The sequence below is a fragment of the Bacterioplanoides sp. genome (assembly GCF_965219715.1).
Lineage (GTDB): Bacteria > Pseudomonadota > Gammaproteobacteria > Pseudomonadales > Oceanobacteraceae > Bacterioplanoides.
In genome coordinates this window covers 3,702,281-3,721,605 of sequence record NZ_OZ244785.1, presented here as the reverse complement: position 1 = coordinate 3,721,605, position 19,325 = coordinate 3,702,281, and the positions used below count along the sequence as shown (strand labels likewise).

Below are 19,325 nucleotides of genomic sequence, written 5' to 3'. Positions count from 1 at the left end.
TGTAAGCGCTCTGGACGTTGCTGTATCAGGAACCGTCGTCACTGACCACCAGATTACGCCCAGCCTCTTTCGCGCGATACAGATTATCATCCGCTACAGCAATCATCTGATCAAGACTGCCACTGCCATCAACCGAGGTACACACACCAATACTGACGCTGAGGCGCAAAAAGTCATCCGGAATATCAAAGATGCGCTCTGCAATGCCCTGCCTCAAACCATCCATCAGGCCGTAGGCTTTCTCCGCATCCAGGCCCGGCAACAAGATTGAGAACTCTTCACCGCCGGTTCTGGCCACCAGAAAACGTCCTAACCCTTGTTGCAACGTTTCACCGATTTGCTGCAACACCATATCACCAGCTGCGTGACCGTATTCGTCGTTAATTTTCTTGAAGAAATCAATATCGAGCATCGCCAGGCTGACTACCCGCTCTTCCGCAACACTCTTAGCCAACTGCTGTTCGGCTTCTTCGGTAAAGTAGCGACGGTTGTAGAGGCCAGTCAGATAATCCCGGGTCGCCTGATGTTGAAGCCGCTGCAGACTTTCCAATGCTTCAACGTTGTTAGTAACCCGGCAAAAGAACTCCTCCTGCTCAAACGGTTTGGGCAGGAAATCGTTCGCCCCATTTTTGATGAACTTCACCGATAGCGAATGATCGTCGTGTCCCGACAGGCCAATCACCGCGATATGACGGCGCTCAAATTGCTGACGAATGGCTTGCACCAACTCAAAGCCATCCAACTGAGGCATATGATAGTCAGTAATCACCAACTGTATGCTTTCCTGCTGATGCAGTATTTCCAACGCTTGCAGACCATCTTCGGCTTCATGCACCCGGTATTGATGAAGATTCAGTAATTGCACAATAAATTTGCGAAAGGCGCGTGAGTCCTCCACCACCAGCACATCAACCTGACGGTTCTTGTAAAGGCGATGCAGCATCTGGATAGCGTATTGATAGGAGAAGCGGGTTTCCTTAATTACGTAGTCAGCCACGCCTTTGCGCAGCAGGGTTTCCCGGGTGTCGCCATCACTGGTGCCGGTTAACACCACAACGGGTAATCCTTCTTCTAACAGGTAGTCCACCAGCTGACCATCGGGGGCATCCGGCAGTGCCAGGTCGATCAGACCAGCAACCAGTTCGTCTTTGTGCTCAAGGTACAATGCCTTTGCCTGTGCCATGGAGCTGGCGAACAGTACTTCAAATGGCAATTCCTGCTTGGCTATATGCTTGAGGATCTTAAGGATAACGCTACTGTCTTCAACGATCAGAAACTTGGGCATGGGCTGTCCATTTTTATTTGTCTGACTATCAGTGTAGAAGAAGCCAGTCATAGCGCTGGACATCACTAAAGAACTAAACTGACAGCTCCGTGGTCTGATCTGGATCAGCAACCAAACAGCAATGCAGTACCACTTTATTGAGCGCAAGGCCGATTTTGGATACTATGCGCGCGATTTCAGATAACAAGGCAGCGTTATGAATATCGTCGTTTACCCTGGCACTTTTGATCCTATTACCAATGGTCACACCGATCTGGTGGAACGTGCTGCGCGTATGTTCGACCACATTATTCTGGCAGTTGCCGACAACCCTAAGAAAAACCCCATGCTGGACGTCGAAACCCGTGTCGACCTGGCGAAGGATGTATTAGGTCACCTGCACAATGTTGAAGTCGTGGGCTTTTCCAGCCTGCTGGCCGAGTTTGTGCAAGAAAAACAAGCCAATATCATCCTCCGTGGCCTGCGTGCGGTATCTGATTTCGAATACGAATTTCAATTAGCCAATATGAACAGGGTACTGGCCCCTAATGTAGAAAGCATGTTTCTGACTCCGGCAGAAAAGTACTCCTACATTTCCTCTACCCTGGTGAGAGAGATTGCGTCCTTAGGCGGTGATGTCAGCAACTTCGTACATCCGGAAGTTGCTAAAGCCCTGCAGAAGAGCGTGCAAACATAACCTGCTATTGCAGCAGTTAGCCCCTGACGGAGGTATGTCATGGCTCTTATTATTACTGATGAATGCATCAATTGTGATGTATGTGAACCTGAGTGCCCGAACGAAGCGATTTCTGCGGGCGAAGAAATTTACGAAATCGAACCAGCAAAATGCACCGAGTGTGTTGGCCACTACGATGAGCCCCAGTGCCAGCTGGTATGTCCGGTTGATTGTATCCCTCAGGATGACAACAACATGGAAACCCAGGAAGAACTGGAAGCTAAATACGAACTGCTGACAGGCAAAAAAATCGCCTGATCGCAGCTCCGACAAAAACCCCTGCTTCGCAAGAATCAGGGGTTTTTTATTGCTTGTGCTTATTTCCCCAACCCGAATTTACATCACTGAGTTGTTTTCCGAAGCAGCAACAGGATGTTGCGGTAGGATCAAAAGCACAAGGACGTGCCTCTGATCTGGCGGATGGAAAAGAACTGAGTGATATAAATTCATTGTTCCAACCAAGTGATGGTCAATAGCTTGAACCATTGCGGTACCTTGCCCAAACTAGCGGCTATCCAATCGAAGGAATCCTCACCATGTTGAAACGCACACTGCTATTACTCAGCAGCAGCTTGATTATTGCCTGCAGCCAATCACCAACAACAAGCTCGCCACAACAAACAGATAATCAACCTAAGCCAACTCAAGCGGCCATCGCCAGTGCACACCCACTGTCAACGCAAGCCGGTATGGATATCCTGAATCAGGGTGGCAATGCTTTCGACGCTGCCATTGCAGTGGCAGCAAGTCTTGGTGTGGTTGAGCCATACAGCGCTGGCATTGGTGGCGGTGGTTTTTGGCTGATCTACGAGGCAGAAAAGGACAAATATACTTTTATCGATGCTCGCGAGATGGCACCTGCTGCAGCACATAAAGATTACTATCTCGATAAAGACGGCAAAGTGAATCGTGATAAAGCAGTGAATGGTCCAACAGCCGCAGCGATTCCCGGTCAGGCAGCTGCCTTTGCCCATCTGGCGGAAAACTATGGTGAACTACCATTATCAACTTCCTTGGCAGCGTCCATTGAGCAAGCCAAAGAAGGCTTTCCGGTCTACGAACACTATCGCAAGCTGATGGGCTTTCGCCTGAAAAATGTTCGTCGCTATGCCAATAGCCGTGAAATCCTGTTGGAAGATGGTGAAATTCCGGAAGTCGGCTACATCGTCAAACAGCCAGATCTGGCCAATACCTTGCAAGCCGTCGCGGACAATGGATTCGACGGCTTCTATAAAGGACAGGTCGCGAAGAAACTGGTTGAAGCTATTCAGACTGACGGCGGTGATTGGACGCTTCAGGATTTAGCAAACTACAAAGTGATCGAACGTGAGCCAATTCGTCTACAGTTCGGTGACTACGACGTGATCAGTGCACCACCGCCGTCTTCCGGTGGAATCGCCATCGCTCAAATGCTGAAGATGCTGGCACAGGGTTCTCTGCCTGACTGGAAATCATTAAACAGCGTTGACCAGACACACTTGCTGACTGAAGTCATGCGCCGGGCGTATAAAGATCGTGCCGAATACCTCGGCGATCCGGATTATTTCGACGTCCCCTTTGCCGAACTGCTTTCCGATACCAGAGCCAAAAATTGGGCAGCCAGTATCGATATGCAACAAGCAACACCAAGCTTAAGCCTGAATGGCGTTAAAAACCTGCAGGAAGGTTTCCACACAACCCATCTGTCGGTTATCGACCAACAGGGCAATATGGTTTCCGCCACCCTGAGTATCAACCTGCCGTTCGGCTCAGCTTATACAGCAAACGGTACCGGCGTATTGCTGAATAACGAAATGGACGATTTTTCCGCCAAGCCGGGCGAACCTAATGCTTATGGTCTGGTAGGAAATGAAGCAAATGCCATTGCACCGGGTAAACGCCCGCTATCGAGCATGTCGCCCAGTATCGTCAATACCGAAAACTCAACCGCCATTATCGGTACACCTGGAGGCAGCCGGATAATTACCATGGTATTCCTCGGCACGCTGGAGCATATGCAAAACAAACCTGTTGAAGATTGGGTATCGCGCAAGCGTTTCCATCACCAGTATTTGCCGGATGTTATTCAACATGAGCCTGATACGTTCACAGACAGAGAACAGGTTGCTCTGTTGCAACGAGGCCACCAGCTGAAAAATATTGGCCGCCAATACGGTAATATGCAGGCTATTTTATGGGATAAACAATCCGGCAAAGTTACCGCTGCATCTGACCCACGCGGTTATGGGCAGTCCCAGGTGAGTGAAACAGCGCAATAAAGGAAATCCGGTGTTCACGTTTTATCTGAAGAAAGCAATTGGCATGATGTTGATGCCAATTCCTCTGACCATATGTGGGCTGATTCTCGGCCTGCTATTGCTGCGTCGCTACCCTGCGTATGGAAAGTCGCTGATTGCAGCCTCAGCCTTATTTCTCGGACTGACCAGCTGGCATCCTGTGGCCAATCATCTGCTAAAGCCGTTTGAAAACGACTACCCGGCATTTGACCTGCAACAACCGGTTGCTGCGGTTGTCGTGCTTGGCGGTTGCCACAGCAGTTCAGACAATCGTCCTCCCGCTTCACAGCTGTGTGGCACCTCTTTGCACCGCCTGCAGGAGGGATTGAGAATTCTGCAATCTAACCCATCTGCATGGTTATTTGTTTCCGGTTTCAATGGCTCAGATAAGCGCTCCCACGCTGACGTTAGCCGGGAAGTGGCCATCGCTTTAGGTGTTGCTTCGGAACGCATTAAAACCTTTGCAGAAGCACGAGATACACAAGAAGAAGCTGAGTTGATGGCACCCCATCTGGGCAACAAGGCCTTTGCGCTGGTTAGCGAAGCATCCCACTTGCCACGGGCAATCACCTTCTTTGAAAAGCAAGGGCTGAAACCCATCCCTGCTCCGGCAGTTTGGCTTGCTGGTAGTAATAGTAACTGGAGAGTAGATGCCAGCGCCCAAAGGAAAAGTGAGCGGGCGTTTTATGAAGGATTGGGAACCTTATGGCAACACCTCAAAGAATGATGCCTGGAGTACAAAATAAAAAGGCCGCGTATAGCGGCCTTTTTATTTCAACCAAGTGCTGCAATTAACCTCAGAACATATAGCTGATGTTCAGATCGGCAGTGCCGATGGTTGATTTGTAGGTTTCATCTTCAAGTGAATAACGCGTGTACTCAACACCTATTCGCAGGTCGCGAGTTACAAACTTTTCAACACCGGCACCAAACAGGAATCCGGTACCGGAGAAAGACGAGCCTCCAGCGGCAGGCTTACGATCTGCGCTCCAGGAATGCATACCCAATTTACCCATAAAGTCCAATCCCCAGAAAGCGCGCTTACCGAAGCGGCTGGAAATCTGAATCGAAGATAATGAATCCTCAACCTGAGCGGCACCGGTTCCGATCTTCTGAGTACCCAGAGTGCGATAGCCTAACAACACGTCAAAGCGGCTTGAATCCGACAGTGCAAAGTGAGTTCCGAGGTAAAAACCACCAGATGCCGCATCCGAAGTTTGTGAGCGAGCAGTTTCATCGTATGAGCTGATACCTGCGCTCAGCATCGCAAAATGGCGAATGCGCTTGCCTTCACCTTCTTCAAGGTTGCCAACCTCATTATCAATTTTGCCGCAGCCTAAGCAGCGCACAAATGCAGCCTGTAATGGCGTAACAACCAACGCTTCTGCGGCCTCGTCAGCATTGCCACCCAGCAAGGTGAACGGCAGCGTCGCGCCATAAACCAAGGCACCACCCTGAGATAAAACGAAGTACAGTGGTCGGGCCAGAACCGCGTCGATGATCATCGCACCGGCACTGGGTTTTTCCTTGATGGTTTCAGCAGAAGTAATACTCCCTGAAAGCAGCAACAGGGTTGCCATCATCACAGGGACGGATTTTTTTAAAGCCGCCAGTAATCGCATCATTCGTCCTCTTATTCTGCGTACGCAATTACAGCCGACTATAACAGCCAAGTCTCGCTGCGTCACGGCTGGCTGCTGGAGATTTTCAGCCAAATCAACAGACTATATCGATGAATTAATCTAACGCTGACACTTCGGGCAATAGACAGTTGCACGTTGACCCTGACGGATTTCTTTCAGGGTTGAACCACAATGCAGGCAACTTTCGCCCCCACGGCCATACACCAGCAGTTCCTGAGCAAAGTAGCCCGGCTTACCGTCGCCACCAACAAAATCTTTCAGCGTGGTGCCCCCTTGGGCGATTGCTTGTTCAAGAACCAGTTTTATACAAGCGACTAACTTTTCATAACGCGCTTTACTCACCTTCCCAGCCGCACAAGTCGGACGAATGCCCGCCATAAACAGACTTTCATTGGCGTAAATATTACCAACACCGACGACAACCTTGCCGTCCATAATAAATTGCTTAATCGCCTGGGATTTACCGCAACTGCGTTGAAATAAATAATCCACATCAAACGCTTCGGACAAGGGTTCTGGCCCAAGGTGATCGAGGTGTTCACTCTCAGTGGCATCCGGTGCTTGCCACAACAACGCACCAAAACGGCGAGGATCGTGATAGCGCAGGATCTTGCCATTCGATAATAGCCAGTCGATGTGGTCGTGTTTGGCGACCGGCTCGTCATCCTCAACCAGTCTTAGAGAGCCAGACATGCCCAGGTGCCAGATCGCCGTTCCCACATCGGTTTCCACAAGAATATATTTTGCCCGACGACTGAGTTTGCGGATTTTCTGCCCTTCCAATAACTGAACAGAGGGCTCAACCGGCCATCGAAGTTTGGGCTGACGAACAGTAACCTGCTCGATTGTGATGTTTTCTAACCAGGGTTCAATACCCCGTAATGTCGTTTCAACCTCTGGTAACTCTGGCACGCTGACTCTCCCAAAACCCAAATTTCAGACATAAAAAAACCCGACCAGAGCCGGGTTTTCTTACAACACTCTTCATAACAAAGAGCTGCGCAGTAAAAAGAAACTTACTTAATTTTAGCTTCTTTGTACATTACGTGCTTGCGAATGGTTGGATCAAATTTTTTGATCTCCATTTTCTCAGGCATAGTGCGCTTGTTTTTGTCGGTTGTGTAGAAGTGACCGGTACCGGCACTTGAAACCAGACGAATCTTATCACGTGGCATAACAGGCCTCCTTAAACTTTCTCACCGCGAGCGCGGATTTCGGCCAGAACAGCATCGATACCTTTCTTATCGATGATGCGCATGCCTTTAGTGGTTACACGCAGACGTACGAAACGCTTTTCGCTCTCTACCCAGAAGCGGTGGTACTGCAGGTTAGGCAGAAAACGGCGCTTGGTTTTGATGTTTGAGTGGGAAACGTTATTCCCTGTTACAGGACGCTTACCTGTAACCTGACAAACCTTAGACATTGAATTAGCCCCGATTTAACTGTATCGAACAAATGAAAAATTCGTTACAACCGTGGGCGAGTCGGCCGAAATTCGGCTTCAGACAAGTGCCCTGGCTGAAAAGAGTTGCGCTTTATACCAAAAGGATTATGCCCAGGCAAGCGAAAGCTGGATTTTGGATGATTTTTCGGCGTTTTTGTCACTATCTGACACCCTCTTTCCTCAACCATGGTGTCTCTTTCATAATTCGGCAGGATTTACTTTTCGCAGCAGCAACAGGATGTTGCGGAAGCATCAAGGGCCATGGATGGCCCACTGATGCGGCGATAGAAAAGTAAATGCTGGCGAATTTTGTATTTATAACCAGCCTCGCTCAGCAAACGACACACAATAACCATCCCCCACCACCAGGTGATCCAAAACCCGGATATCCATCAAACCGAATGCCTCGGCCAGACGGTCGGTAATTGCTCTGTCTGAACGACTGGGCTCGGCGACACCAGATGGATGATTGTGAGCCAGAATCACAGCGGCGGCACCAACAGACAGCGCCTGCTTCACCACTTCGCGCGGGTAAACCGCTGCACCATCCAAAGTACCGTGAAACAACTCCTGATATCGAATCACGCGATGCTGGTTATCAAGAAACAAACACGCAAATACTTCATGAGAGCGATCACGCAGTTGCGATAATAAATAACGCTGAGTGAGCTGCGGGCTGGTAAGGGCATCGCCGCGTTCTAACTCCTGAGCCAGATGACGCTTCGCCATTTCTAACACCGCCTGTAACTGAGCGAACTTAGCGCTGCCCAATCCATGGGACTGACAGAAGGTATTCAGGTCCGCCGTAAGCAACGACCTGAGATTGCCAAAGTCTGACAGCAGCTCCCGCGCCAGATCAACAGCACTCTTCCCTTTAACACCGGTACGCAGAAAAATTGCCAGCAGCTCAGCGTCTGATAAAACCTGAGCACCATGGGTTAACAACTTCTCCCGCGGCCGTTCCATTTCCGGCCAATCACTGATTGCCATACCTACCTCCCTGTAGGCCACTGACTGATATATACTCGCCTCATTCTAATCAGCGTGAAGAAACACATGCAACAACTGACCAACAAACGCATCCTGCTAGGCATTACTGGCGGTATTGCTGCTTACAAATCCGCTGAACTGGTTCGCAGCCTGAAAAAAGCAGGAGCCGATGTTCGCGTCGTAATGACCAGCGGTGCCATGGAATTTATCACTCCACTGACACTGCAGGCTCTGTCAGGTAATCCGGTACATCATGCGTTACTCGACCCGGAAGCTGAAGCTGGTATGGGACACATTGAGCTGGCAAAGTGGGCCGATCTGCTGCTGATTGCTCCGGCATCCGCTAACTTTATTGCCCGGCTGTCTCAGGGTCTGGGAGATGACCTGCTGACCACCGTCTGTCTGGCAACCGAAGCGCCCATGGCCCTGGCGCCTGCAATGAACCAGGCAATGTGGAAAGACGGCACCACACAGCAGAATATTGAACGCTTACAAAACGTCAAAGGTAAGAGTCTGCACATTTTTGGCCCGGATGCTGGCGAACAAGCCTGTGGCGATGTCGGCCCGGGAAGAATGCTCGACCCGGATCTGATTGCCGCACATTGTGCCGATCTGTTTGAGTCAGGCCTGCTGGCGGGGATCAATCTGGTCGTAACCGCCGGACCTACCCGTGAAGCACTGGATCCGGTTCGGTATATCAGCAACCACAGTTCCGGCAAGATGGGTTATGCCATCGCAGAAGCTGCCAGAGAAGCAGGCGCCCGGGTGACGCTGATCACCGGCCCGGTAAATATCTCAGCCCCGGAAAGAGTCAATGTCGAGTGCGTATCCAGTGCCAGAGAGATGCTTGAATCCTCATTAGAGCAGTTACCGCAGTGTCAGATATTTATTGCCGCTGCCGCAGTCGCTGACTATCGCCCGCTGAACATTGCCAATCAGAAAATTAAAAAATCGGGCGACACCATTGAACTTAAAATGGTGAAAAACCCGGATGTGGTTGCCACAATTGCACAACACGAACAACGGCCATTTACAGTTGGCTTTGCTGCCGAAACCCAGGATGTGGAAGACTACGCGCGCGGCAAACTGGAAAAGAAAAACCTCGATATGATTGTCGCCAACGATGTTTCCCGCACGGACATAGGTTTTAACAGCGATGAAAATGCTGCAACCGCCATTTGGCCAGAAGGCCAGCAAGCGTTCGCCGCCATGAGCAAAACGACTCTGGCACGACAACTGATTGATCTGATAGCGCAGCGCTACCAGCAATACACCGATTTATCACGCACAAACGAAGATTAAATTCATGCAAAAGTTACAAGTAAAAGTTCTGGACTCCCGCATTGGTAACGAGATCCCGATGCCTGAATATGCCACTACAGGCTCGGCAGGCCTTGATCTGCGTGCCTGTCTTGATGCCCCTTTGACTCTGCACCCGGGTGAAACTCAGTTAATCCGCACGGGTCTGTCGATCTATATCGAAGATCCATCTTTGGCAGCCATGCTGTTGCCACGCTCAGGCCTGGGCCACAAACACGGCATTGTTCTGGGTAATCTGGTTGGCTTAATCGACTCAGACTATCAGGGTGAACTGATGGTCAGCTGCTGGAACCGTGGCAAAGACAGTTTCACCATCGAAATTGGCGAGCGCCTGGCGCAAATGGTACTGGTACCGGTTGTTCAGGCTGAATTTGAATTCGTTGAAGAGTTTCAGCAGACTGAGCGCGGCGCCGGTGGTTTTGGTCACTCCGGCCGACAGTAATAACTCAGCGGAAGTGATTCACAACCCTAGCTATACTCACAAATAATAAACCTTCGAAGGGAAGCAGGATGACGACTGAAGTACGCCGGCCCAAACGCACGATACTGATGTACAGCCGAATAACGATCTGGTTAGCGCTGTTATTTATTTCCGGCGGGTTAGCGTTCCAAAGCTTACAGGTCAACCTGTTTACTCAATCTGAAGTCGATAGCGCCTTTGCCAAAGCCATGGCCGGGCAAATGGCGCACGCGTTAAAAACGCAATTGAAAGATACCCAACAGCTGCAAACAGCCGCCAGCCAACACCCTCGCACACTAGCAGCCCTGATGGGAGAAGATCCCGCCTGGAAGTCCACGCTCAAACAATTTATGCCTGGAGCCTATCGAGTCCACCTCTATCAGCGCCATGAAGCAATGGGGTTGCAGGCGAGCATGGGCTTTGCCGTGCAACAGGTAGTCAGCCGCACCTTACGTGGCAGCCAGATGAAACTGGAAGCGGTAATGCGCAACAAGAAACAGCAGTTCTTCTGGGCATCGGCGATTCGCGACGAAAATCAGAAAATTGTTGGCGTTTTGCTGGTTGAATATGGCGAGCACTGGCTCAAACAATTCCGCTCAGGCGCGAACGACCAGCTGGGTCAGGTCATCGTCAACCAATATATCGACGAAGATCGCAGCAAAGGTTTCGAGATTTTTCGCTTCGGCAATGGCGCAGAAAAAACCGGTGCCATTGTTACTAAGTCGATTAATGATTTCTGGTATCTGACGTATATTCCGGCAGACGAAAGGCCACAACTGGCGTTAATGCCATTGGTCACGTCGTGGATTGTGGTTTTAGTCGCCACACTCGGCAGCTTGTTTGTGATCGTTTATCTGCAGAAGAAGGCACTGCAACAAAATCAGCTGCAATTACTGACCTACGTGCGCAATTTGAGCCGCAAAGGTAGCAATAATTTCCCTGAGTTCTCGCTGCAGATATTTTTTGATATTGCCCAACATATGGAGCACTTGTTGAAAACAGCCCGACCTGCCAGTGCTGAATCCAACAACTCAAAACAAGAACGTGAAAAGCAGGAAATTTCTCTGGAGCAACCCCAGAGAAAGACTCAATCAGCCAGCTCAATGACGGCAAACACCGCATCAGAGAGCCTGCCCGGCATGGAGGTGGAAGAAGTTGAGCAGGAACAAGTTCCGGAAATTTCTCAGTCCATTTTCCGCGCTTACGACATCCGTGGCATTGTTGGTCAGGACCTGACAACCGAGGTTGTGTACTGGATTGGCCGCTCTCTCGGTGCCGAAGTGCAGCAGCGTGGCTTCACCAAAATCAACATCGCCTGGGATGGCCGCCCATCCAGCCCTGAACTGGCGGAATCGCTGGAGAAAGGCATAAACGAAAGTGGTTGTCATGCCATCCGCCTTGGCGCACAACCAACCGGCCTGCTGTACTTCGCCACACACGAATTAGACAGCAACTGCGGTGTCGTCATCACCGGCAGCCATAACCCATCCGAGTTTAACGGCCTGAAGATTGTTATCGACAAACAAACTCTGGCTCAGGAAGAGCTTATGGCTCTCTACCACCGCATCGCCCGTGGCGATCTGCCCAAAGGCGAAGGTGACACCGAAGAACGGCACCTTGAACAAGCTTACCTTGAGCGCATCGAAGGTGATGTGCAGATCAGCCGTGATCTGAAGATCGTAATTGATGCCGGCAACGGCATCGCCGGACCTGCCGCCAAACAACTGATGGAAATGCTAAATATCGAATGCATCGCGCTATATTGTGATGTCGACGGCAGCTTCCCAAACCATCACCCGGATCCGAGCCAGCCACATAACCTTGCCGACCTGCAACAAGCCGTTATCGACAATCAGGCCGATCTGGGCCTGGCGTTTGATGGCGATGGCGACCGTGTTGCGCTGGTCGACAATACCGGCAAGATCATCTGGCCAGATCGTCTGCTGATGTTATTAATCGAAGATATCCTGCCCCGTAATCCAGGCAAAGACGTGTTATTTGATGTGAAGTCTTCACGTCATCTGACACCGCTGATTAACCGCAATGGCGGTCGCCCGGGCATGTGGAAAACCGGCCACTCGCTGATGAAAAAGCGCATGAAAGAAACCAACGCTATTATTGGTGGTGAGTTCAGCGGTCATTTCTACATCCAGGATCGCTGGTACGGTTTTGACGATGGCCTCTATACTGCTGTGCGCTTACTGGAAATTATCAGCTTCCAGAGCCGAACCACCGCAGAGTTGTTTGCCCGCTTACCGGAAGACGTCAGCACACCGGAAATCACCATCAGTACAACGGATACCCGTAAATTCGAAATTCTGAAAACCCTGAGCAAAGACCAGCAGTTAACTGCCGACGCAAGGGTATTTACCACCGATGGCCTGCGTATAGAGTTTAATGATGGCTGGGGCCTGATACGCCCTTCCAATACCACCCCTAAGCTGACGCTGCGCTTTGCTGGTAACGACCAGCAAGCAATCGAACGAATACAGCAGAGAATGAAGCAAGCACTTACCCTGCACGCACCGGATTTGCAGGTTCCTTTCTGATGTAACAGCGTGGATTCCTAGAACTTGCAGACGCTTTCACGCTATAATCGCGCTCACTGAAAACCGGCCACCAGGCCGGTTTTGTTTGTCGGACGCACACCTTTTTACGGAGCCCCTGATGCCATTACCACGCAAAGCTGCCATGCACACAGCCAACATCCTCAGTGAAGCATTGCCTTACCTGCAACGTTTTGTGGGGAAAACCATCGTGGTGAAATATGGCGGCAATGCCATGATCGACGAAGAGCTGAAAAACAGCTTTGCCCGCGACATGGTGATGCTGAAGCTGATTGGCATTAACCCAATTGTTGTTCACGGTGGCGGCCCGCAAATTGGTGAATTACTCGACAAACTGAACATCGAAAGCCGCTTTGTTAACGGCATGCGTGTCACCACCACAGAAACCATGGATGTTGTTGAGATGGTACTGGGTGGCCTGGTCAACAAAGACATCGTGAATCTGATTAACCAGAATGGCGGTAAAGCTCTGGGCCTGACCGGTAAAGATGGTCAGTTACTGCACGCTAAAAAGCTGAAAGTTACCCAAAGCTCCCCGGAAATGCAGAAACCGGAAATCATTGATATCGGCCACGTTGGTGAAGTTGAGCACATCAACACTCAGGTTCTGGATATGCTGACTCAGAGCGACTTTATCCCGGTTATTGCTCCGATTGGTGTTGGCCAGGACGGCGCCTCCTACAACATCAACGCCGACCTGGTAGCCGGTAAAGTTGCCGAAGTATTGCAGGCGGAAAAACTGATTCTACTGACCAATATCGAAGGCCTGATGGATAAGGAAGGCCAGATCCTCACCGGACTGACAACCGAGCAAGTTGATGACCTGATTGCTGATGGCACCATTTACGGTGGCATGCTGCCGAAAATCCAGTGCGCTCTGGACGCAGTTCACGCCGGTGTAACCAGCGCACATATTATCGACGGCCGGGTGTCACACTCGACGCTATTAGAATTATTCACCGACGAAGGCGTCGGCACCCTGATTACTAACGCTCGCGCTTAATCAGGCAAGGACACACAATGACAGAAAACGCTGAAAAAATTTCCCGACGCGACCAGATTCTGCAAGCGCTGGCACATATGCTGGAGACCAACCCGGGCGCCCGCATTACCACCGCCAGCCTGGCCAAAGCGGTTGGTGTATCGGAAGCGGCACTGTACCGCCACTTCCCCAGCAAAGCCAAGATGTTCGAAGGATTAATCAGTTTTATTGAAGAAACCGTTTTCAGCCGGATTAATTTAATTCTGCAGGAAATCAACGAAGCGGATCAGCGCTGCGAAAAGACTCTGACGCTAGTGCTGACCTTTGCTGAAAAGAACCCAGGCATGTGCCGGTTATTATCGGGCGATGCCCTGGCCGGGGAAACCGAACGATTACGCCAGCGTATTCAGCAGTTCTTTGAACGCATTGAGACTCAACTGAAACAGATCCTGCGCGAAGCAGAGATGCGCGAAGGCCTGGTGCCGACACAGACTATCAGCGCCGAAGCCAATATGCTGACTGCCCTTCTGGAAGGTCGCATCCGCCAGTACGTGCGTACGGAGTTTGCTGCCAAACCAACCCAATACTGGGATGAACAATGGCCGCTAATCAGCTCTACCCTGCTGCGCCAAAAGAATCTCGGCTGACAGCCGTTCAGAAGCGAGCATAAAAAAACCGCCTGATGGCGGTTTTTTTATGCTCTGTTGCTCAGCAACGGGATGGAAGATTACTTCACAACACTCAGCGATGGTCGGCCTGAGGATTTCTTCGGCGGCTCATCATCCGGTTTTGGCGGCTCCGGAGGCTGATTCGGATCAGGCGCACCTGCTTCCGAACCAAACACCATACCCTGACCATTTTCCCGTGCATAAATCGCCAGAATCGCAACAATCGGCACGTATACTTCCATCGGCACGCCACCAAAGCGGGCACTGAAGGACAAACCATCCTGATTAATCAGCAGGTTCTGAACCGCACTTGGGCTGACGTTCAGTACGATCTGGCCATTGTTAACGTAATCCTGCGGCACCTGAACGCCCTGAATGCCGGCATCCACTAACACATAGGGTGTGCAGTGGTTATCGAGTATCCATTCGTTCAACGCCCGCATCAGATACGGACGGCTGGGTGTCATATTGTTTTCCATCAGTCGCGCATCTCACGCTCAGCTTCAGATAAGCTGGCCTGGAAAGATTCGCGTTCAAACAGACGCTCCATATAGCTCAGCAGTGGCTTGCACTGCTTCTCTGGCAACTCAATACCCAGAGCAGGCAAACGCCACAGGATAGGTGCTACACAGCAATCGACCAGAGAGAAGTCTTCGCTCATGAAGTAAGGCATATCAGCGAAAATCGGCGCAATCGCAATCAGACTTTCAGTAAGTTCTTTACGAGCGACATCCGCGTCTTTGTCAGAACCCCACTGAACGGTTTCGATCAGCTTGGCCCAGTCTTTTTCGATGCGGTTAATCCACAGACGGCTTTGCGCGCGAGCAACCGGATAAACCGGCAACAGCGGCGGATGCGGGAAACGCTCATCGAGGTATTCCATCATCACATTGGCGTCGTACAACACCAGATCACGGTCAACCAGAGTTGGCAGCGAGTTGTATGGATTCAGGCTGGCCAGATCTTCAGGCTTGTTGTCCGGATCCACATCATGGATCTCAACGGCAACCCCTTTTTCCGCCAGTACAATACGTACGCGATGACTGTAATGATCAGACGCATCTGAATAAAACGTCATGGAAGAGCGCTTGGCTACAACTCCCATATTTTCCTCACTTTTCTCAGTAAACCTAAAAACTTCAATATTCTATAAACAACAACAGCCCGACCGCAAAAACGGCCGGGCTTTAGCATGTTTTCCTGAAGCGTGTTACTTAACGTCGCGCCAGAATTCTTTGTTCAGCATGTAAACCGGTACAAAGAAGATTGCCAGGAACAACAGTACCCACCAACCCAGACGCTGACGCTCAACAGCAATTGGTTCAGCAACATAGGTCAGGAAGTTCACCAGGTCGAATACCAGACGATCGTATTCTTTTGGTGTCAGAGTGCCCTCTTCTGCCAGATATAATACACCGTCTTTTTCTTCAGTGATTTCCTGGCCAGTCAGTGTGTCATAACCCACAGCAACCTGAGCAGTACCTTTCACCTGACGACCCTGCAGGCCAGCCAGAACGTGTGGCATACCAACGTCTTTGAATACGGCGTTGTTAACACCCCAAGGACGGCTTGGATCTTCGTAGAAGCTGCGCAGGTAAGTGTACAACCAGTCAGGACGACGTACACGAGCAACCAGAGTCAGATCCGGAGGTGTTGCACCGAACCATACTTTGCCATCTTCAGGACGCATCGCGTTGGTCATCAGGGAGCCGATTTTAGTATCAGGGAAAACCAGGTTTTCCATCATCAGCTCTTCCGGGATATCCAGGTCTTTTGCAACACGGTTATAACGTGAGTGCTCCAGAGAGTGACAACCCATGCAGTAGTTCATGTAAACCTGGGCACCACGTTGCAGAGACGCTTTGTCGTACAGGTCAGTTTTGTGCTCATCCAGGTGGATGTTAGAACCGCCAGCGGCAATAGCTAATGCCGGAACCATAGCAGCAATTAATGCGAATAATTTTTTCATGCTTAGTGGCCTCCTGTTACACGCTCTGGCACTGGTTTGGTTTTTTCCATACGAGTCCAGATTGGCATCGTCAGGAAGAAGGCGAAGTAGAAGATAGTTGCTAATACCGCCACAGTACCGTTAGAGAACAGACCCAGGAAGTAACCACTTGCAGGCTGAGTGCCTAACCAGGTCAGGATCAGGAATACCACACCAAATACCGGCAGCAGGATCTTGCTTGCCAGGCCTTTGTAACGCCAGCTGCGCACAGGGCTCTTATCCAGCCAAGGCAGAACGAACAGAATCGCAATCGCCGCACCCATCGCAACAACACCTAACAGCTTGTCAGGAACCGCACGCAGAATGGTGTAGAACGCACCGAAGTACCATACCGGAGCAATGTGCTCTGGCGTCTTCAGGCCGTTAGCTGGCTCGAAGTTCGGGTATTCCAGCATGAAACCGTTACCTTCCGGGAAGAAGAACATCACGCTACAGAACACCATCAGGAATACCACAATTCCGACCATGTCGTGCACGGTGTAGTAAGGGTGGAACGGAATACCGTCTAATGGCTTACCGTTCTCATCAGTGTGCTTTTTAATATCAACGCCGTCCGGGTTGTTAGAACCCACTTCGTGCAGCGCCAACAAGTGCAATACAACCAGACCAACAATAACCAGTGGCAATGCAATCACGTGCAGAGCGAAGAAACGGTTCAGAGTCGCGCCAGAAATCAGGAAGTCACCACGAATCCAGGTAGTCAGGTCATCACCAATAACCGGAATAGCACCAAACAGGGAAATGATTACCTGCGCACCCCAGTAAGACATCTGACCCCAAGGCAGTACGTAGCCCATGAAGGCTTCAGCCATCAGCAACAGGTAGATCAGCATACCGAAGATCCAGATCAGCTCACGTGGCTTCTGGTAGGATCCGTACAGCAGCGCACGCATCATGTGCAGATATACCGCAACGAAGAAGAAGGTAGCACCGGTAGAATGCAGGTAACGAATTAACCAACCCCATTCAACATCACGCATGATGTATTCAACAGACGCGAATGCCGCATCAGCGCTTGGAGTGAAGTTCATGGTCAGCCAGATACCAGACAGAATCTGGTTAACCAGCATTAACATAGAGATTACGCCGAAGAAGTACCAGAAGTTGAAGTTCTTCGGAGCATAGTACTTAGACATATGCTTTTCGTAGGTCTGGGTAACCGGCAGGCGGTCATCAATCCAGCCCATCAGGGTGTTCTGTTGCTTGCTCATTAAGCATTCTCCTCATCAACGCCAATAATCAAGGTGTCACCATCAAATGAGTAAGGAGGCACAATCAGGTTATCTGCAGCTGGAGAGCCGTTGTATACACGACCCGACAAGTCAAAACGGGAACCGTGGCATGGGCAGTAGAAACCACCTTTCCAGTCAGCATCAAATGGCTCTGGTTTTACTTCAGCGAAGTATTTTGGTGCACAACCCAGGTGTGTACATACACCCTCAAGAACAATCAGGTCAGGCTTGCGGGAACGGTTGATATTGTCCGCGTAAGCTGGTTGTTGTGCTTTGTTGTTGTTGTCCGGATCTTTCAGTCGGCTGTTCAGAGACGGCAGCAGTGCCAGAGTCTCTTCGGTACGACGAGCAATATAAACTGGCTTACCACGCCATTCGGCAGTCAGCATTGCACCTGGTTCGATTTTACTTACGTCAACTTTTGCCGGAGCACCCGCTGCCTTCGCTTTTTCACTTGGATTCCAAGATTTCACGAAGGGTACTGCGACAAATCCCGCACCGACAGCACCGACAGCAGCAGTCGCGCCTACGAGCAGAGTGCGTCGACTCTTATTCACGCCGTCTTGACTCATTACCATCTTCTCCCATCAAAAAAAATCTTATGTTGCCGACCGAGGACTGTAATATTGTTCACTTTTTGAACAGACCACGCAGAGCAAACAGAGCGGCGCACATACTAAAGAAAAGAGACCGCTGAGACAACTCAAAAACCCATGATTCATGGGGTTTTCAGGCATAAAAAAAGCGTCCATTGACATAAGCCAAGGGACGCTTTCTTTGTTCTCCATATTCCAGCGATGGAATACGAGTTGCGAATTAACGCTTGGAGAATTGTGGCTTCTTACGTGCTTTACGCAGACCCACTTTCTTACGCTCAACTTCACGAGCATCACGAGTTACATAACCCGCAGCACGCAGAGAAGGACGCAGAGTTTCATCGTATTGCATCAGGGCACGAGTGATACCGTGACGGATAGCACCCGCCTGACCGTTACCACCACCGCCGTTAACATTTACGATAACGTCGAATTTTTCTAAGTTTTCAGTCAGTTCTAATGGTTGACGAACAACCATACGAGCAGTTTCACGACCGAAGTAAACATCCAGAGGACGCTTGTTTACGATGATGCTGCCAGTACCTGGACGTAAGAAAACACGTGCAGTAGAAGTCTTACGACGACCAGTACCGTAGTATTGTGCTGCCATGATCTTATCCTACTTTCAGTTCTTGTGGCTGTTGCGCTGCATGTGGATGCTCGCTACCAGCGTAAACTTTCATTTTCTTGAACATAGCACGACCCAGAGGGTTCTTAGGCAGCATGCCTTTAACAGCCAGTTCAATTACTTGTTCCGGTTTGTGGTCAATCAGCTTGTCAAAAGAGATAGACTTCAGACCACCAGGGTAACCAGTGTGACGGTGATACATTTTATCACTGCCTTTATTACCAGTTACTTTCACTTTGTCTGCGTTGATTACAACAATGTAATCGCCAGTGTCCACGTGTGGAGTGTATTCCGGCTTGTGCTTGCCTCTCAAATGGCGAGCAACCTCAGTAGCCAGACGACCCAGCGTTTGCTCAGCTGCATCAACTACAAACCATTCACGTTTTACGGTTTCGGGTTTTGCGCTGTAAGTTTTCATCAATTTCTCGCCTTCAAGGGCAGGTTGATTCGAAAAGAGGGCGGCATTCTATAGGAAGGATTTGTCATTAGCAAGCAATATTCTTGTAAGATT

General features: G+C 50.3%; 22 protein-coding genes. 9 read left to right on the top strand and 13 right to left on the bottom strand.

What is annotated here, in order from left to right; all coding sequences use genetic code 11:
- Positions 1-25 precede the first annotated feature (25 nt).
- On the bottom strand, positions 26-1,285 hold the full coding sequence (locus tag ACOQOZ_RS17265; RefSeq protein ID WP_420589392.1) for a diguanylate cyclase: 1,260 nt from the start codon (positions 1,283-1,285) through the stop codon (positions 26-28).
- A gap of 196 nt (positions 1,286-1,481) precedes the next feature.
- Between ACOQOZ_RS17265 and coaD the strand changes: the two genes are divergently transcribed.
- The 4 genes from coaD (at position 1,482) to elyC (ending at position 5,003) form a co-directional block, all read left to right on the top strand.
- Positions 1,482-1,961 (top strand): pantetheine-phosphate adenylyltransferase, encoded by a 480-nt coding sequence (gene coaD / locus ACOQOZ_RS17260; protein ID WP_420589391.1) that lies wholly within the window; start codon positions 1,482-1,484, stop codon positions 1,959-1,961.
- A gap of 39 nt (positions 1,962-2,000) precedes the next feature.
- Positions 2,001-2,258: a YfhL family 4Fe-4S dicluster ferredoxin gene (locus tag ACOQOZ_RS17255; RefSeq protein ID WP_420589390.1), complete on the top strand. Its 258-nt coding sequence runs from the start codon at positions 2,001-2,003 to the stop codon at positions 2,256-2,258.
- Between the two features lie 278 nt (positions 2,259-2,536).
- Entirely contained in the window at positions 2,537-4,258 is a 1,722-nt protein-coding gene (ggt, locus tag ACOQOZ_RS17250) for a gamma-glutamyltransferase (RefSeq protein ID WP_420589389.1), read from the top strand.
- Positions 4,259-4,268: 10 nt separating this feature from the next.
- Complete coding sequence (gene elyC, locus ACOQOZ_RS17245) at positions 4,269-5,003, top strand: envelope biogenesis factor ElyC (protein WP_420589388.1); 735 nt, start codon at positions 4,269-4,271, stop codon at positions 5,001-5,003.
- A 70-nt stretch (positions 5,004-5,073) separates the two neighbouring features.
- Here the strand turns inward: elyC and ACOQOZ_RS17240 are convergent, their stop codons facing one another.
- The 5 genes from ACOQOZ_RS17240 to radC form a co-directional block, all read right to left on the bottom strand.
- Positions 5,074-5,901, bottom strand: coding sequence for an outer membrane beta-barrel protein (locus ACOQOZ_RS17240; protein WP_420589387.1), 828 nt, complete (start codon positions 5,899-5,901; stop codon positions 5,074-5,076).
- Positions 5,902-6,018: 117 nt separating this feature from the next.
- The gene (mutM, locus tag ACOQOZ_RS17235) at positions 6,019-6,831 is read right to left on the bottom strand and encodes a bifunctional DNA-formamidopyrimidine glycosylase/DNA-(apurinic or apyrimidinic site) lyase (protein ID WP_420589386.1); all 813 of its coding nucleotides are present in this window, start codon (positions 6,829-6,831) and stop codon (positions 6,019-6,021) included.
- Between the two features lie 104 nt (positions 6,832-6,935).
- Positions 6,936-7,094 (bottom strand): 50S ribosomal protein L33, encoded by a 159-nt coding sequence (gene rpmG, locus ACOQOZ_RS17230; RefSeq protein WP_068658359.1) that lies wholly within the window; start codon positions 7,092-7,094, stop codon positions 6,936-6,938.
- A gap of 11 nt (positions 7,095-7,105) precedes the next feature.
- Entirely contained in the window at positions 7,106-7,342 is a 237-nt protein-coding gene (gene rpmB / locus ACOQOZ_RS17225) for a 50S ribosomal protein L28 (protein ID WP_068658357.1), read from the bottom strand.
- A gap of 336 nt (positions 7,343-7,678) precedes the next feature.
- Entirely contained in the window at positions 7,679-8,353 is a 675-nt protein-coding gene (radC, locus tag ACOQOZ_RS17220; protein WP_420589385.1) for a RadC family protein, read from the bottom strand.
- A 66-nt stretch (positions 8,354-8,419) separates the two neighbouring features.
- Between radC and coaBC the strand changes: the two genes are divergently transcribed.
- The 5 genes from coaBC (at position 8,420) to slmA (ending at position 14,329) form a co-directional block, all read left to right on the top strand.
- On the top strand, positions 8,420-9,655 hold the full coding sequence (gene coaBC / locus ACOQOZ_RS17215) for a bifunctional phosphopantothenoylcysteine decarboxylase/phosphopantothenate--cysteine ligase CoaBC (RefSeq protein ID WP_420589384.1): 1,236 nt from the start codon (positions 8,420-8,422) through the stop codon (positions 9,653-9,655).
- A gap of 4 nt (positions 9,656-9,659) precedes the next feature.
- Complete coding sequence (gene dut, locus ACOQOZ_RS17210) at positions 9,660-10,115, top strand: dUTP diphosphatase (protein ID WP_420589383.1); 456 nt, start codon at positions 9,660-9,662, stop codon at positions 10,113-10,115.
- A gap of 68 nt (positions 10,116-10,183) precedes the next feature.
- On the top strand, positions 10,184-12,682 hold the full coding sequence (locus tag ACOQOZ_RS17205; RefSeq protein WP_420589382.1) for a phosphomannomutase/phosphoglucomutase: 2,499 nt from the start codon (positions 10,184-10,186) through the stop codon (positions 12,680-12,682).
- Positions 12,683-12,800: 118 nt separating this feature from the next.
- Positions 12,801-13,703, top strand: coding sequence for an acetylglutamate kinase (gene argB, locus ACOQOZ_RS17200; RefSeq protein WP_420589381.1), 903 nt, complete (start codon positions 12,801-12,803; stop codon positions 13,701-13,703).
- Positions 13,704-13,720: 17 nt separating this feature from the next.
- Positions 13,721-14,329 carry a nucleoid occlusion factor SlmA gene (slmA, locus tag ACOQOZ_RS17195; protein WP_420589380.1) on the top strand — a complete coding sequence of 203 codons (609 nt, stop codon included), beginning with the start codon at positions 13,721-13,723 and terminating at the stop codon, positions 14,327-14,329.
- Between the two features lie 80 nt (positions 14,330-14,409).
- On the opposite strand, the gene ACOQOZ_RS17190 is transcribed toward slmA, so the two are convergent.
- From ACOQOZ_RS17190 to rplM, 7 genes are all read right to left on the bottom strand, one after another.
- Positions 14,410-14,817, bottom strand: coding sequence for a ClpXP protease specificity-enhancing factor (locus tag ACOQOZ_RS17190; protein ID WP_420589379.1), 408 nt, complete (start codon positions 14,815-14,817; stop codon positions 14,410-14,412).
- Positions 14,818-14,828: 11 nt separating this feature from the next.
- On the bottom strand, positions 14,829-15,455 hold the full coding sequence (sspA, locus tag ACOQOZ_RS17185) for a stringent starvation protein SspA (protein WP_420589378.1): 627 nt from the start codon (positions 15,453-15,455) through the stop codon (positions 14,829-14,831).
- 105 nt (positions 15,456-15,560) lie between these two features.
- On the bottom strand, positions 15,561-16,319 hold the full coding sequence (locus ACOQOZ_RS17180; protein ID WP_420589377.1) for a cytochrome c1: 759 nt from the start codon (positions 16,317-16,319) through the stop codon (positions 15,561-15,563).
- A gap of 2 nt (positions 16,320-16,321) precedes the next feature.
- Positions 16,322-17,569 (bottom strand): cytochrome b, encoded by a 1,248-nt coding sequence (locus tag ACOQOZ_RS17175; RefSeq protein ID WP_420589376.1) that lies wholly within the window; start codon positions 17,567-17,569, stop codon positions 16,322-16,324.
- Positions 17,569-18,162 carry a ubiquinol-cytochrome c reductase iron-sulfur subunit gene (gene petA, locus ACOQOZ_RS17170; RefSeq protein ID WP_420589375.1) on the bottom strand — a complete coding sequence of 198 codons (594 nt, stop codon included), beginning with the start codon at positions 18,160-18,162 and terminating at the stop codon, positions 17,569-17,571. The genes ACOQOZ_RS17175 and petA overlap by 1 nt, the downstream gene beginning before the upstream one ends.
- 244 nt (positions 18,163-18,406) lie before the next feature.
- Positions 18,407-18,799, bottom strand: a complete 393-nt coding sequence (gene rpsI, locus ACOQOZ_RS17165) for a 30S ribosomal protein S9 (RefSeq protein ID WP_420592430.1) — start codon at positions 18,797-18,799, stop codon at positions 18,407-18,409.
- A 1-nt stretch (position 18,800) separates the two neighbouring features.
- Positions 18,801-19,232: a 50S ribosomal protein L13 gene (gene rplM, locus ACOQOZ_RS17160; RefSeq protein WP_420589374.1), complete on the bottom strand. Its 432-nt coding sequence runs from the start codon at positions 19,230-19,232 to the stop codon at positions 18,801-18,803.
- Between the last annotated feature and the right edge of the window lie 93 nt (positions 19,233-19,325).